Source organism: Paenarthrobacter sp. NPDC090520, from assembly GCF_044769205.1.
Lineage (GTDB): Bacteria > Actinomycetota > Actinomycetes > Actinomycetales > Micrococcaceae > Arthrobacter.
This window is the reverse complement of the sequence record NZ_JBIVXM010000017.1, coordinates 34,965-49,463: the sequence shown is the minus strand read 5'-3', so window position 1 is coordinate 49,463 and position 14,499 is coordinate 34,965. Positions and strand designations below refer to the sequence as shown.

At 64.5% G+C, this 14,499-nt stretch carries 17 protein-coding genes; 12 read left to right on the top strand and 5 right to left on the bottom strand.

All coding sequences use genetic code 11. The features are described 5' to 3' along the window. Positions 1-47: 47 nt before the first annotated feature. Genes hpaD through ACIQTZ_RS18275 form a run of 4 tightly spaced genes read left to right on the top strand, consistent with a single transcriptional unit; the run spans position 48 to position 3,197 of the window. The gene (gene hpaD, locus ACIQTZ_RS18290; RefSeq protein WP_402982699.1) at positions 48-1,139 is read left to right on the top strand and encodes a 3,4-dihydroxyphenylacetate 2,3-dioxygenase; all 1,092 of its coding nucleotides are present in this window, start codon (positions 48-50) and stop codon (positions 1,137-1,139) included. Positions 1,140-1,143: 4 nt separating this feature from the next. Continuing rightward, positions 1,144-1,929 (top strand): 2-oxo-hept-4-ene-1,7-dioate hydratase, encoded by a 786-nt coding sequence (hpaH, locus tag ACIQTZ_RS18285; RefSeq protein ID WP_402982698.1) that lies wholly within the window; start codon positions 1,144-1,146, stop codon positions 1,927-1,929. Next, positions 1,914-2,717, top strand: coding sequence for an HpcH/HpaI aldolase/citrate lyase family protein (locus tag ACIQTZ_RS18280; RefSeq protein WP_402982696.1), 804 nt, complete (start codon positions 1,914-1,916; stop codon positions 2,715-2,717). Before hpaH ends, ACIQTZ_RS18280 begins: the two co-directional genes overlap by 16 nt. Before the next feature lie 45 nt (positions 2,718-2,762). Continuing rightward, positions 2,763-3,197 carry a hypothetical protein gene (locus ACIQTZ_RS18275; protein ID WP_402982694.1) on the top strand — a complete coding sequence of 145 codons (435 nt, stop codon included), beginning with the start codon at positions 2,763-2,765 and terminating at the stop codon, positions 3,195-3,197. Here the strand turns inward: ACIQTZ_RS18275 and ACIQTZ_RS18270 are convergent, their stop codons facing one another. Beyond that, positions 3,198-3,554, bottom strand: a complete 357-nt coding sequence (locus tag ACIQTZ_RS18270) for a nuclear transport factor 2 family protein (protein ID WP_402982692.1) — start codon at positions 3,552-3,554, stop codon at positions 3,198-3,200. It abuts the gene before it with no gap. A gap of 143 nt (positions 3,555-3,697) precedes the next feature. After that, entirely contained in the window at positions 3,698-4,297 is a 600-nt protein-coding gene (locus tag ACIQTZ_RS18265; RefSeq protein WP_402982691.1) for a hypothetical protein, read from the bottom strand. 298 nt (positions 4,298-4,595) lie between these two features. Between ACIQTZ_RS18265 and ACIQTZ_RS18260 the strand changes: the two genes are divergently transcribed. Together ACIQTZ_RS18260 and ACIQTZ_RS18255 are read left to right on the top strand one after the other, a co-directional pair. Continuing rightward, the gene (locus tag ACIQTZ_RS18260) at positions 4,596-5,804 is read left to right on the top strand and encodes an aspartate transaminase (protein ID WP_402982689.1); all 1,209 of its coding nucleotides are present in this window, start codon (positions 4,596-4,598) and stop codon (positions 5,802-5,804) included. 13 nt (positions 5,805-5,817) lie between these two features. Then, positions 5,818-6,492, top strand: coding sequence for a 4-carboxy-4-hydroxy-2-oxoadipate aldolase/oxaloacetate decarboxylase (locus ACIQTZ_RS18255; protein WP_397324513.1), 675 nt, complete (start codon positions 5,818-5,820; stop codon positions 6,490-6,492). Between the two features lie 460 nt (positions 6,493-6,952). Here ACIQTZ_RS18255 and ACIQTZ_RS18250 read toward each other — a convergent pair whose 3' ends face one another. Beyond that, positions 6,953-7,174: a hypothetical protein gene (locus ACIQTZ_RS18250; protein WP_397324515.1), complete on the bottom strand. Its 222-nt coding sequence runs from the start codon at positions 7,172-7,174 to the stop codon at positions 6,953-6,955. Positions 7,175-7,298: 124 nt separating this feature from the next. Beyond that, positions 7,299-8,243: a LysR substrate-binding domain-containing protein gene (locus ACIQTZ_RS18245; RefSeq protein ID WP_397324516.1), complete on the bottom strand. Its 945-nt coding sequence runs from the start codon at positions 8,241-8,243 to the stop codon at positions 7,299-7,301. Between the two features lie 330 nt (positions 8,244-8,573). Here ACIQTZ_RS18245 and ACIQTZ_RS18240 point away from each other — a divergent pair, with 330 nt between their 5' ends. From ACIQTZ_RS18240 to ACIQTZ_RS18215, 6 genes are all read left to right on the top strand, one after another. Next, positions 8,574-9,362 (top strand): LamB/YcsF family protein, encoded by a 789-nt coding sequence (locus ACIQTZ_RS18240; protein WP_402982687.1) that lies wholly within the window; start codon positions 8,574-8,576, stop codon positions 9,360-9,362. Position 9,363: 1 nt separating this feature from the next. Beyond that, complete coding sequence (locus ACIQTZ_RS18235; protein WP_402982685.1) at positions 9,364-10,101, top strand: allophanate hydrolase subunit 1; 738 nt, start codon at positions 9,364-9,366, stop codon at positions 10,099-10,101. After that, a complete protein-coding gene (locus ACIQTZ_RS18230) occupies positions 10,098-11,111 on the top strand; it encodes a biotin-dependent carboxyltransferase family protein (RefSeq protein ID WP_400333244.1) in 1,014 nt (337 codons plus the stop codon). The genes ACIQTZ_RS18235 and ACIQTZ_RS18230 overlap by 4 nt, the downstream gene beginning before the upstream one ends. 58 nt (positions 11,112-11,169) lie before the next feature. After that, a complete protein-coding gene (locus tag ACIQTZ_RS18225) occupies positions 11,170-12,510 on the top strand; it encodes an MFS transporter (protein WP_400333246.1) in 1,341 nt (446 codons plus the stop codon). A gap of 73 nt (positions 12,511-12,583) precedes the next feature. Further along, positions 12,584-13,333 carry an SDR family oxidoreductase gene (locus ACIQTZ_RS18220; RefSeq protein ID WP_400333249.1) on the top strand — a complete coding sequence of 250 codons (750 nt, stop codon included), beginning with the start codon at positions 12,584-12,586 and terminating at the stop codon, positions 13,331-13,333. Between the two features lie 248 nt (positions 13,334-13,581). Further along, complete coding sequence (locus ACIQTZ_RS18215; RefSeq protein WP_402982684.1) at positions 13,582-13,815, top strand: hypothetical protein; 234 nt, start codon at positions 13,582-13,584, stop codon at positions 13,813-13,815. A gap of 232 nt (positions 13,816-14,047) precedes the next feature. On the opposite strand, the gene ACIQTZ_RS18210 is transcribed toward ACIQTZ_RS18215, so the two are convergent. Next, a complete protein-coding gene (locus ACIQTZ_RS18210; protein ID WP_397324526.1) occupies positions 14,048-14,482 on the bottom strand; it encodes an acyl-CoA thioesterase in 435 nt (144 codons plus the stop codon). Positions 14,483-14,499: the final 17 nt, after the last annotated feature.

The window sequence follows — 14,499 nt, the reverse complement described above, 5'->3', positions numbered from 1 at the left end:
CCAGTTGGGTAACCACAAACAAACACTTTCAACGAAGAGAGACCATCATGAGCAACCCCTTCACCGGCCCCATCCCCACCCCGACCGTCCCGGCCCCGGACATTGTCCGTTGCGCCTACATGGACATCGTGGTCACTGACCTGGCCAAGTCCCGCGAGTTCTACGTCGATGTCCTCGGACTGCACGTGACCGAGGAAGACGAGAACGCGATCTACCTGCGCTCCCTGGAAGAGTTCATCCACCACAACCTGGTCCTGCGCAAGGGCCCGGTCGCCGCCGTCGCAGCGTTCGCGTACCGGGTGAAGTCCCCGGCAGAGGTGGACGCCGCCGAGGCCTACTACCGCGAACTCGGCTGCCGGTTGGAGCGCCGCAAGGAAGGCTTCACCAAGGGCGTGGGCGACTCCGTCCGCGTCGAGGACCCGCTGGGCTTCCCGTACGAGTTCTTCTACGACGTGGAGCACGTCGAGCGCCTCACCCAGCGCTACGACCTGTACTCCGCCGGTGAACTGGTCCGCCTGGACCACTTCAACCAGGTCACCCCGGACGTGCCCCGTGGCCGGAAATACCTCGAAGACCTCGGCTTCCGCGTCTCCGAAGACATCAAGGACGCCGACGGCGTCACCTACGCCGCGTGGATGCACCGCAAACAGACCGTGCACGACACCGCCCTGACCGGCGGCAACGGACCCCGCATGCACCACGTCGCGTTCGCCACGCACGAGAAGCACAACATCATCCAGATCTGCGACAAGATGGGCGCCCTGCGCATCAGCGACCGCATCGAACGCGGCCCCGGCCGCCACGGTGTCTCCAACGCGTTCTACCTCTACATCCTGGACCCCGACGGGCACCGCATCGAGATCTACACCCAGGACTACTACACCGGCGACCCGGACAACCCGACCATCACCTGGGACGTGCACGACAACCAGCGCCGCGACTGGTGGGGCAACCCCGTCGTCCCGTCCTGGTACACCGAGGCCTCCCTCGTCCTGGACCTCGACGGAAACCCCCAACCGGTCATCGAACGCGAAGAGAAGTCCGAAATGGCCGTGACCGTGGGCGCCGACGGCTTCTCCTACACCCGACCCACCGAGGGCAACTCCGCCGAAGGATTCAAACTGGGAGCGCAGGTCTAAAACCATGCTGGACGCGAAGACGATCGAAGCCATTGCCGATGAACTGCTCGAAGCGGGCCGGAACCGCAAACCGGTGCCGCGACTGACCGCCCGCTACCCGGAAATGACGGTGGAGGACTCCTACGCCGTGCAGCAGCTCTGGCGGCAGCGGAACGAGGAAGCCGGCCGCACGTTGGTGGGGCGGAAGATCGGACTCACGTCCAAGGCCATGCAGGCCGCCACGGGTATCACCGAGCCGGACTACGGTGCGATCTTCGATGACATGGTCTTCGAAACCGGCTGCTCCGTGGACTGGGACCAGTACACCCATCCGCGGGTTGAGGTGGAGTTGGCGTTCGTCCTCAAGGACTCGCTCAAGGGTCCCGGTTGCACCATTTTCGATGTCCTGAACGCCACCGATTACGTGGTTCCGGCCCTCGAGATCCTGGATTCCAGGATCGAGATGGAGGGCCGGACCATCGTGGACACCATCTCGGACAACGCCGCGATGGGGGCGATGGTGATCGGCGGACGGCCGGTCAAGCCCGATGCCGTGGACCTGCGCTGGGTCTCGGCGATCCTGTATAAGAACCAGACCGTCGAGGAAACCGGAGTCGCGGCCGGCGTGCTGGATCACCCGGCCAACGGAGTCCACTGGCTGGCCAACAAAATCGCCGCCCACGGGGACTCGATGAAGGCCGGAGATATCATCCTGGCGGGCTCGTTCACCCGGCCCCTCTGGGTGTACAAAGGTGATACCGTCCACGCTGATTACGGACCGTTGGGAGTTGTCACATGCCACTTCAACTGACCCCAACCTTCTCCACCGCGCTTGCGGAGGCAGACCGTCCGCTCGCGGGGATGTGGGTGTGCTCCGGGAGCCCGCTCGTGGCTGAAATCTGTGCTGGTTCTGGCCTGGATTGGCTCCTGATCGACGCCGAGCACAGCCCCAACGGCCTCGAATCGATCCTGTCCCAGCTCCATGCAGTGAGCGGATACCCGCTGCAGGTCATGGTCCGGCCCCCGGTCAACGACACCGTGGTGATCAAGCAGTACCTGGACCTCGGGGTGCAGAACCTGCTGATCCCGATGGTGAACAGCGCTGAAGAGGCCGCTGCCGCCGTCGCCGCTGTCCGTTACCCGCCCCACGGGGTTCGCGGGGTCGGCTCCGCGCTGGCCCGGGCCTCCCGCTGGAACAGGGTTCCGGACTACCTTGCCACGGCATCGGAAACCATCAGCCTCACCGTCCAGATCGAATCCGAGGCCGCCGCGTCCGCCGTGGAAGAGATCCTCGCTGTCGACGGCGTGGACGGCATCTTCCTCGGCCCCTCGGACCTCGCAGCGTCCATGGGCCTGCTGGGACAGCAGGAAAACCCGTTGGTGAGGGCCGTCGTCGAGCATTGCCTGGAAGCCGCGAAAGCGGCAGGCAAGCCGGCCGGCGTCAATGCCTTCAACCCGGACACCGCCCGCGCGTATCTCGACGCCGGAGCCTCCTTCGTTTTGGTTGGTGCGGATGTCGCCGTGCTCGCCCGCGCGTCGGAGGGTTTCGCGAAGACGTTCATCCCGGCGTCGGAGAAGGCCGAACGCGACAGCTACTGACCCTCGGGTAGGCTCGAAGGATCTACAGCCTGAGGGGGCAGAGCTATGAAGAGCCGTGTGTTGTTGGTGTTTGCGATGATGGCCGCACTTGTCGCGTGCTCGCCGCAGCCGGCCGGATTGAAGGTGCTGAACCAGGAGGCCACGGCGGAGGACACGTTGCCGGATTCCGTGGGTCTTTCCGGTGTGGATTTCGAGGTGGAGCCCGGGTCGACCCGGCTGCTCGCTACCTACCACGATGTGAAGTACTACGCCGGCAGGAGCAAAACCGCCGGCACCGTGTGTTTGACAGTGGTCCCGGCGGGACTTCCCGAACGGTGGGTGACCGGTTGCGCGGCGGCCGGGGTCGCCCAGCGGATTGTCACTGTCACCAGCGTCGACGGTTCAGAGTCCACCTTGGTCAACGACGGCGTGGACACTTCCCGCCCTGAGTTCCAGGGACTCACCAAGATCCACGACAACGTCCTGGTCAGCCCCCGGTAGCTATTTCCGGGCCATGTACCACTCCGTGAACTCGCGTGCCCGCCCGTCCTCGGCGAACCGGATGACCCACAGGTTGTCGTAGGCGGGTTGGCCGTTGAGATAGGTGGTCAGGCCCTGGACGAACGCAGTGTCGCCGTCCTGGCCCAGGAGGGTCCACTCGAAGGTCCAGTCCTCGGGTTTATCGGAGGAATCGCCCGTCCACTCGTTCACGATTGCCTCGTGCCCGCGCCAGGCCTCCTTGTCGTGGGGCCGGGTGTTGTAGACGGCATCCTCGGAAAACAAAGCCTTGATGTCTTCCGGCTCGTTCGAGGTCCACGCGCGTTGGTACAGGTCCATCCACGAATTCACGTCACTCATCACTCTGTTCTACCGGCGCGACCGCCGGGAGACAACGGTCCGTCCTACTGGCCGCGCGGACGTACGACGGCGGTCCGCCGGCTTCCGCTGCCTTCCCGCCTTGTGCGGTGCCTGCAGTGTGTGGGGGAGTGCGCAGCCCGCCCTTAAGTAGCGCGGGCGATGCCACGGGTGGAGCGGCGGATGTGGTCCGGCGTCAGGCCGGTCAGCGAAGCGAGTTCAAGGTCGTCGCACACCTGGTTGCGCAAAGCCAGGACGATCAGTGCTTCCCGGCGCTCGGTGATCTGCCCCCGATGATGTTCGGCCGCCTGCAACTCCTGGCTCTTGGCCTTGAGCGCATCCAGTTGGGCCTGGCGGGGGAGGCCGCTCACGTGCAGATCGTCATAAGCCAAAGCGATGGTTCGGACGGTGCGGAGGTTCTCCCCGGTGACTGCTGCGACGGTGGCCAGCGACAGTCCGTCCTCCACAGCCTGCGCGATCAGGTCGTTCCTGGCCGCAGTCAGCGTCCTAATGGAACTGGCGGCGTGGGAGAGGAGCTGCCGATGGACGCCCAGCGCGTGCGTGAGTTTGGCGTGGTCGGCGTCGGGCGCTGATGCGGGCCTCGCCTGGGAGTTGGCACGGTAGGTGTAACGCCCCGCGGCCGAACGCCCCTGGACCTGGTGCGGTTCACCGGACCGTGCCGAACCCGTCTGGATCGTGGGTGATGCCGCAGCCGGGTGCTGGGATGGCCGGGTTCGCGCTGGCATGGGCTCCCTTTCACAGAGGATTCGGACACTGCTGACCCCTCGAATCTAGGCACCGTTCACCCGCCCGTGGAAATACCAATACCGCGTGAACCCATAAGCAAAGTGCATGGATGAGGGCCCATATGCGCCTCATCATGCGCTTTCAGGCTCGGTTAACCCATAAAGAGACCCACGTCATAAGGCCCCCTTATGAATCCACGCACATTAGGTCTTATCCACGGCACCCCGGACGTACTTAGTCTCGAACAAAGGGATCCGCGAATCCGCGCGTCCCGAGTTCCACATTCCTGGAGGAGACATGTCCGAGTTCGTGCCGGCGTCGAGGGTCACCCGCATCAAGGCCTCAGCCAGCGTCGCCGCGGCCGCCCGCGTCCGTGAATTGAAAGCTGAAGGCATCCCGATCATCGACCTGACCGTCGGCGAGCCGGACTTCGACACCCCGGACCACATCAAGGCCGCCGCGATCGAGGCAATCAACGCAGGCGAGACCAAGTACACCTCGGTCACCGGTACCCCTGCGTTGCAGTCCGCCATCCTGAACAAGATCCAGCGGGACACCGGCCACTCGTATGCAGCGAACCAGCTGACCATCGGCGGCGGCGCCAAGCAGGTCCTTTACGTGGCGCTCATGGCGTCCCTCAACGAAGGCGACGAAGTCATCGTCCCCGCCCCGTTCTGGGTGTCCTACCCGGACATGGTCCTGGCCAACGACGGCACTCCCGTAATCGTTCCGTGCGGCGAGGAAACCGGCTTCAAGCTCACCCCGGCTGCACTCAAGGAAGCCATCACCCCCAAGACCAAGTGGCTCATCCTCAACGCACCGTCCAACCCCACCGGTGCCGTCTACTCCCGTGAGGAACTCCAGGCCCTCGGTGCCGTCCTCGAAGAGAACCCGCGCGTCTTCGTCCTCACCGACGAGATCTACGACGAGGTCTACTTCGGCGAAGGCCGCGTCACCAGCCTGGTCACGGCCGCCCCGGCGCTGAAGGACCGCATCCTGCTGGTCAATGGCGTGTCCAAGGCGTACGCCATGACGGGCTGGCGCCTGGGCTATGGCGTGGGACCTGCACCGTTGATCGCTGCCATGAACAAGCTGCAGTCGCAAACGTCTTCTTGCCCGTCGTCGATCAGCCAGGCGGCAGCGGCCGCCGCACTGAATGGCGACCAGTCCTTCGTCCGCGACAGCGTGGAGGTTTACCGCAAGCGCCGCGATGCCGCCGTCGAGGGTTTGAACGCCATCAACGGCTTGTCCGTTGCGCCGGCGGAAGGCGCGTTCTACGCCTACGTGAACTGCTCCGGCGTGATCGGGAAGACCGCGCCCGACGGCCGTGTCATCGACAACGACCAGGACTTCACGCTCTACCTGTTGGACGCTGCCCGCGTGGCCGTCATCCAAGGCTCGGCCTACGGCCTGGGCCCGTACTTCCGGATCTCCTTCGCCACCTCGCTGGAGACCATCAACGCCGGCGTGGACTCCATCCGCGACGCCGTCAACGCCCTCAACTAGAAAGATTCAGGAAATGATCCACGTCAAGACCAAGTTCGAGCGCCCCGACGCCGATGTCGTCGCCCGCCTCGCCAAGTTCTCCTCCGCAACCATCCATGAAGCCCAGGGCCGCCGCGGCGCGCTGAGCTCCCGGATCAAGCCGATCGACCGCTCCATGTCCTTCTGTGGCCCGGCCGTCACCGTCGCCTGCGCTCCGCAGGACAACCTCATGCTCCAGGTGGCCATCCACTACGCCCAGGCCGGCGACGTCGTCCTGGTCGGCGCGCAGGAAATGGCCGAAGCCGGCACGTTCGGCGACGTCCTGGGCAACGCCATGAAGGCCAAGGGTATCGCCGCGATGGTTACGGATTCCGGTGTCCGCGACACCCAGGACCTGATCGAACTGGGCCTGCCCGTGTTCTCCGGCAGCGTGTCCATCAAGGGCACCGTCAAGGAAACCCTCGGCCCGATCAACCACCCGATCGTCTTCGGCGACGAAATCATCTACCCAGGCGACATCCTCCGCGGCGACGCTGACGGCGTGGTGGTTGTCCGTCGCGAGGAAGCCGAGGAAGTCATCGCGCTGTCCCAGGCACGCGACGACCACGAGCGTGAACTCATCAAGCTCTACCACGACGGCGGCAACACCATCGAGCTCTGCGGCCTGACCGAGAAGCTCAAGCAGAAGGGCCTGCTGGTCGAGGACTAGATCCCACGCCAAAGGGCCGGTCACCACGGTGACCGGCCCTTTTGGCGTTGTGCAGGCTGCAGGCTGCTGGCTGCAGGCTGCTGGCTGCGCGGGCGGCGCGGTTTGTGGGCGGGGCGGCGTGGCCAGGCGCAATCCGGCGCCTGGCGCCGGGCACAGGTAGGCGCCGCACAAGAAAGGCGCCTTGCCTGGACTGTGGGTCCGGCAGGGCGCCTTGGGTGCGGTGCGGCGGTGATTGGATTGCCGTACGACGGCGGCTGGCCGGGTTTGGCGGTGCCGTACGACGGCGGCTGGCCGGGTTTGGCGGTGCCGTACGACGGCGGCTGGCCGGGTTTGGCGGTGCCGTACGACGGCGGCTGGCTGGGTTTGGCGGTGCCGTACGACGGCGGCTGGCTGGGTTTGGCGGTGCCGTACGACGGCGGCTGGCTGGGTTTGGCAGGCCGCCCGCCGGGGGCGTGGGGGTCTAGTCGAGGCCCGCGTGTCCGGGGCGGGTGTCCACGAGGTGCCATTCGATGCTGTTTCCGGCGTGTGCCGGCATCAGGCTGCCTTCGAAGACGAACAAGGGTTCGCCGACTCCGCCGATGGGACGCCAGAAACCATTCCGAGGGCAGTGAAATCCGGTACGTGCGCTGATCGTTCCGCGGGTTGGATTGGAAACCCATCCGGTCGAGTTGATCTTTTTCACCGTTCTATCCTTTGAACAGGCCCGCGATTCCGTGAGCTGTATTTCGAATTTCTTGTTAATTCGATATTAGGTAACTCACACGGTTTTGAATAAGACCAAAGCTGTCTGTCCGGATAAGACTTTGTTATGGATGCGCGGGCAGCTGCACGGGGTCCGTTCCGTACTTCGAGATCAGCTGTTGGTGCAGCATCTCCTTGACCACCAGGAGCACGGCCGAGGCAGCCTCGGAGAGCGGCTCATGGTCCGGGGTGCAGAGGGCAATCTTGCTTTGCAGCCCGGGTTCGACGATCCGCAGCACCTTGAAGTCCTGGTCCGGGAACAGGGCGTCGGCCGCCGATTTGGGGACCACGGTTCCACCCAGGTTTGCCCTGATGAGGCGCGTGAGCGAGGGGACGGACTCCACTTCGCCCACCAGCCGGAGCTCGAGGTCCTGGTCTGCCATGCCCTTCTCGATGATCTGGCGCAAGGTGTGGTTCTTTTCCGGCAGGAAGAGCCCCACCGAGCTGGCTTCCTTGAGGGTGATGGTGCTCTTGCCATGGGTCAGGTCCACGTCAGGGTGGACCACCAGGTGGAGGTCCTCCACGATCATGGTGGTGAACTGCACGCCCCGGATCTTCCCGGGCTCGTAGATGAGTGCCATGTCCAGGCGGCCATTCTTGATGGCCTCGCTGAGGACGCCACCGAAGATCTCGGTCAGGTGGACCACGATGTCCGGGTAGCGCCGCCCCACTTCGCTGATGATCTGGGGCGTCAGGCTGGAAGCCATGCTGTACGGGGCGATCGCGATGGAGACGCGTCCGGACGGTGCTGCGCCCGATGTTGCAACGTCCTGCCTGGCCTGCTCAACCAGGCGAAGGATGGACTGGGCGTGGCGGTACAGCGTGTGGCCCGCGGCCGTGGGTTCCACTCCTTGCTTGCTGCGGATCAGCAGGCGTTGCTTGAGGTCCGTTTCCAGCGCGGAGACCTGTTGGCTCAGCGCCGGCTGCGCCACGTGCAGGGCCGCAGCGGCCTTGGTGATGCTCCCTGAATCGACGATTTGGACGAAGTATGAGAGCTTCCGCGTGTCCATGGATCTACCTTCCTTGGGAGTCACGAGTGCCGGGTGGGGGAGTCCCAGGGTGGCAAGTCCCGATGATCAAATATAGCGGCACTGCCAGCGCGTGGTTGGTGGGACCGCGGACACAGCCCACGGTGGTGCACGTCATAACGGAGAGCTATCACGGGATAGCTATTAGGTCTTTGTGCAACGTGGTTGACCAGTGCGAGACTTTTGGAAAGAACTTGCGGCGACGTTTGGGAATTCCAGCAGCGATTGCCATTCTCCGGAAATTATCCTTTGCCTTTCTGAAGGCTGTTTATTGTCCGGACCATATTTGCAGAACCACGGAAAGAGAACCACGTGAACCGGATGATTGATCTTGTTGCGGATCTCGGAGAAGGATTCGGCGCCTACACCATTGGCGACGACTCGGAACTCCTGGAGATCGTCTCAAGCGCCAATATCGCATGCGGGTTCCACGCCGGCGATCCGGACATCATGGCAGCAACTGTGGCCGAGTGCGTCCGGCGCGGAGTTGGCATCGGAGCACACCCGAGCTTTCCCGACCTCCGCGGCTTCGGTCGCAGGGACATGGGCCTTTCTGCGGGCGAAGTCCAGAACGATGTCTTGTACCAAATGGGCGCCCTGAACGGTTTCGCGGCCTTCCACGGCACCAAGGTGACCCACCTTGCGCCCCACGGACGCTTGGGCAACCTGGTTGCCGTCCGCGCCGACTACGCCAAGGCCGTCGCTGAGGCAGCTGCCCGCGTGGACAACGAACTCATCGTTGTGGCGCAGGAAGGTGAACTCGCCAAAGCCTCCCGTGAAGCAGGGCTGGATGTCGCGATCGTCGGCATTGTGGACCGCGCCTACCAGGAAGACGGCACGCTGGTTCCCCGCAGCCAGCCCGGCGCCGTCCTTCACGACCCCGCAGAAATCGTGGAGCGGACCCTCCGCATGGTGGTCGAAGGGAAGCTCCGCTGCGCCAATGGCGTAGACATGGACATCGACGTCGACACGGTCCTCCTGCACGGCGACAACCCCGGCGCCGTGGACCTCGCCCGCTTGATCCGCTCCGAGCTGATCGCAGCCGGCGTGCGCATTGCTCCGCTGGCTGAGGTCATGGATGCCAAGAGGAAGGCGGCCTGACATGTCCGTCCTGACAGTGGCTCCCACCGAGATCTACGAATCGGGTGATTCCGCGCTTCGGGTGGTAGCGATCTCGGCAGCCAGCGAAGACAACTGGCTGACGGTCCACCGCTTGGCTGACTGGCTGGAGGACTGCGGTGCCGAGGGCCTTCATGCTGCGGTTCCCACCTACGACTCCGTGCTGGTTGAGTTCGATCCCGTGATGGTGTCCGCCGGCCAGATGCGCGCCTTCGTCAAGCTTGGACTGGGCGAACTCGGCCAATCCGCAGGTGCTGCGGCGTCTCCCCGTGAGTTCGACGTTCCCGTGGTCTACGGCGGCGAATTTGGCCCGGACCTGGAGAAAGTTGCCGACTACCAAGGCATCTCCACCGAGGACGTCATCCGCCTCCACACCGAAAAGACGTACACCATCCGTTGCCTGGGAGCACCCGCCGGTTCCCCCATGATGGACGGGCCGGCATTCCCCAAGCCCGTGCCCCGCCTGAAGGATCCGCGCCTCAGCGTACCCGCCGGCGCCGTCTCCGTTGCCGGCCGCCAAGCCGTCATTGCCCCGGCAGTGGCACCGGGTGGCTGGTGCGTCATCGGCCAGACCCCCTTGACCGTGCTCAACATCCGCCGCGAGCCCCTGGTCCCCTACAAGCCGGGCGATATCCTCCGGTTCCGCCAGATCGCCGCGGAGGACTTTGACGCGCTGGCCGGCAACGAACTGGCACCCCGGGAAGCGGAGGTACGGCCATGATCGGCGAAATCCGCATCCAGCAGCCCGGCAATTCAGTAGTTACAGACCTGGGCCGCTTCCGGGGACCACGGTTCGGGCTGCCCGTGAACGGTGCACTTGATCAATACTCCGCTCGTGCGGCCAACATCCTTGCCGGCAACCTGGACAACGAACCCCTCGTGGAGATCACTGCCCTCGACTTCCGGATGACCACCACCGTAGACATCCTGATCGCGGTCACCGGTGCACCCTTGACGCTCACTGTCGGTGGGCGCCCGTGCAGCCAGTGGGAGCCGGTTTCGGTCCGCGCCGGTGAGTCGGTTTCCATCCGTGGCATTCACAGCGGCCTCCGCGCCTACCTGGCAATTCACGGTTCGGTGGAAGCGGAGACACTGCTGGACAGCGTCGCTCCGGACACCGTGGTGGGCTTCGGCCTGCAGCTCAAAGAAGGAACCACCCTTGCCACCAGGCGGACGGTCGGTCCGGTGCGGCAACCCTACTTCGACCTCCCGCTCTTCCGGTTGAATCTTGAGCGCCCCAGCATGGGACCGAACCTGTTCGTCGACGTAACCGACGGGCCGGACGTGACCGAATTCGGTGAGTCCGGTGAGTTGCTCTTCACCTCCGAGTACACCGTCAGCGGCCGCAGCAACCACATCGGCCTGCGTCTTGGCGGCGAACTGCCGGAAAGAACCTCAAGCGGCGAGGTGCTTTCCCGCGGTGTGCCAGTGGGCGCCGTCGAGGTTCCCTCAAGGGAAGAATTGCTGGTCCTGCACCGTGGACGCGGCGTCACCGCCGGGTATCCCGTCCTTGCAGTGGTCACCAGCAACGGACTGGATGTCCTGGCCCAGGCGCGGCCGGGGGACAAGGTCCGGTTCCGCAAGACTTCGGTGGCAGAAGCAACTGCCGCCCATCGACGCTCGCGTTCCCAGCTTGAAATCCTCCGCGAATCCGTCACCACCGTTTTTGGACTCCTCGGCATTGGATGCCGGCCCCAATGGCAGGACTTGCCGGTTGCGGCATGCAGCTGAAGAACCTGTCCTCGTAACCCGTAGGCGTTGCTACGTTCATCCCCAGTAAGGAAAAGTCATGACCGCACCAGCAAATGCTGCGCCGGAGCAGCATGAGCGGCTCACAGGCCGCCAAACCCGCAAGGTTGTCACCGCAGGTTGTGTTGGCATCTTCGTGGAACTGTACGACAACGGCATTTTCGCCTTCATGGCGGGAACGCTGGCACTCGTGTTCCTGGCCCCCGGAAACCCGGACAACGCCCTGCTCTTTGTGTTCGCGGGCTACGCGGTCTCCTTCTTCGTCCGTCCGCTCGGCGCCATTGTGTGCGGCTACCTCGGCGACCGGATCGGCAGGCAGAAGCTACTGGTCTTCGTGATCATGCTCATCAGCATCGCCACCGCCGGCATCGGCCTGCTTCCGCCCTATGCGGCCATCGGCATTGCTGCCCCTATCCTGCTGGTCCTCCTGCGCCTCGTCCAGGGCTTCTCCGTGGGCGGCGAAGCCGCAGGCGCCATGACCTTCCTTGCTGAGCACGCCCCCGAGGGCAAACGCGGCATCATCACCTCCTACGCCCAGATCGCGTCCTTCGCGGCACTGCTCACCGGTACCCTGGTTGCCTACGCCATGTCCCCGTGGCTCACCCAGGCAGCGATCGACGGCGGCGGCTTCGGTTCCTTCGCATGGCGCATCCCGTTCCTGGTCGCCATCCCCATGGGCATCATCGGCTGGTACATCCGCAAGGCCATCAGCGACACCCCCAACTTCGAGAAGCTCAAGGAAGAGGGCGGCCTGTCCAAGAACCCGCTCAAGGAAGCCCTGGCCAGCCCGGTCCACCGCCGCGCCATGCTCCTGGCACTCTTCATTCCGCTGATGAACGGCTCCGGCTACTACGTTCTCTTCTCCTACATGCCCACGTTCCTCAAGGGCAAGCAGCTCAACTTCACCATCGGCGAAGCCCTGCTGGTCACCGCCTGCAGCCTCGTGGTGATCTGCATTGCCATCCCGTTCATGGGCGCCCTGTCCGACCGCCTGGGACGCAAGAAGGTCATTGCCGGTTCGGCCATCGCCATGGCTGTCCTTGGCATCCCGTCCTACGCGCTGATCGCCACCGGCCAGATGGGCCTCGCCATCCTTGGTGCCTGCATCATGGCCGTCATCTTCGCCGGCCACACCGCTGTGATCCACATCCTGCTCGTGGAACTTTTCCCCACCCGGGTCCGCTACTCCGCCTACGGCGTGGGTTACAACATCTCCTCGGCCCTGTTCGGCGGCACCGCACCGCTGCTCATGACCTGGCTGATCAGCAGCACCAACAACATCTACATGCCGGCCTTCTATGCAGTGGTGACCGCCTTGGGCACGCTCATTGCGGTCAGCACCGTCAAGGACCGCGCGCACGAACCACTGCGCGACGCCTAAGTATCTACAACCGGCGGGTGCTGTCAGTTGGTTGATGGTGCCCGCTCCTTTTCCCACCTTTTTGGAGGATCCCATGTCTTTTTCCGACTACACCACCGCCCTGGTCACGGGTGCGTCCACCGGTATGGGCGCCGCGATCGCTGAGCGCCTGGCCAAGCGCGGCCTCACGGTCCACGCCGTGGCCCGGAACGAGGAACGCCTGGCCGAACTGGCCGAGCGCACCGGGGCTGTCCCGCACGTGGTGGACCTGACCGACACCGCCGCGCTGGCCGCCGCCGTCGGGGACCTCAAAGTGGACGTGCTGGTCAACTGCGCCGGGGTCTCCCGTCCCGGGAACATCCTGGATTCCTCTGAACAGGACATCGACGAACTGGTGGACGTGAACCTGCGCGGCCTGCTCCAGCTCACCCGCCTGGTCCTGCCGGGCATGGTGGAACGGGACCTGGGCCACGTGGTCAACATCAGCTCCATCGCCGGGCTGTACAACTTCTACGGCCACACGGTCTACCACGCCACCAAGGCCGCGGTGCACCAGATCTCCCGCCAGTTGCGCAACGACACCGTGGGCAAGCGCATCCGTGTCACCGAGATCTGCCCGGGCCGGGTGGAGACGGAGATCTTCGGCCGGAACATGGGCGGCTCCCCGGAGGCCATGGAAGAGGCGTGGAAGACGTACTACGAAGGCTACGAATCCCTTACCACCGACGACATCGTCAACGCCCTGGACTACGCGATCGAAACCCCGCGCCACGTGAACGTGGGCATGCTCGAACTCATGCCCACCTTCCAGGTCCCCGGCGGACTCACCTTCGACCGGCGCTAACCCCTCCCCGGCGCTGAACCCGTTCCGGCGCTGAACCCTTTCCGGCTGTCACTTTCCAGTGCAGCGCTCCCACAGGTTCCGGTGACACACACTCCCGTCACCGGAAAACACAAGCTGGCGGCCGCGTCCCACGCGGCCGCCAGCACCCGTATTACTACCCGCTTGAGCACCCCCGAAGCCAACCCGCAGTCCGGGTTTGAAGCGCATCCCGGGGTCAACTCGCATCCGCGCTGAATGAAAGTCACAGCATGAGAAGGGCACTGTGCCTCGCTGACCGCAAAGACTGGGACGCAGAGGATTTCGACAACCTGGATAACAACCGGCAGGAACCCCGCCGACAGCAATTCGTCTGCCTCGCCTGCGGAGGCAAGGCAATCTTCCGCTCCGCAGGAAACACCCGCAAAGCAACCTTCAGCGCGCGGCACCTCTCCGATTGCTGCCTGAACGCCCAGAGCTGGACGGTGTTCCGGTACCTGCAGTAGGCGCGCGCACCGGGGGATTGTTCCTGCGTCCTGCAATCACGCGCACCCGAGGACATGCCGCCCGGCAAGAGCGTTCGACGGCGGGTACGCGCCCCGGTGGCCATGCCGCTCGGCGAAAGCGTTCGATGGCGGGTACGCGCCCGTTCTAACCATGCCGCTCGGCAAGAGCGTTCGACGGCGGGTACGCGCCCGTTCTAACCATGCCGCCCGCCAAAAAACCTCGGCGGGTGGTTCAGCCTGCTTCGGGCGTTTGGGTCAGGTGGTGCGTGGGGATCCGGTCCCGGTCATAGGTGATTTCGGTGTAGCCGTGAGGCTGGGGACGACCGTCCGCACCAAGATTCACGAACACAATTTCCTCGATGGTCAGGATGCTCTGGCGCGTGATCATGTTCCGGACTTCGGCCCGCATGGTCAGTGATGTCCGGCCAAATTTCTTGGCGGTCAGGCCCATCTCGATCAGGTCACCCTGCACGGCCGAGCTGACGAAGTTGATCTCCGAGATGTACTTGGTCACGGCACGGCCGTTGCCCAACTGGAGGATGGCGTAGATCGCGGCCTCTTCGTCGATCCACTTGAGCAGGCTGCCGCCAAAGAGCGTGCCGTTGGCGTTGAGGTCCTCGGGCCGCACCCATTTGCGCGTCCGGAAGGTAATGTCTGCTTTTTCCATATGCCGAGATTATCGAA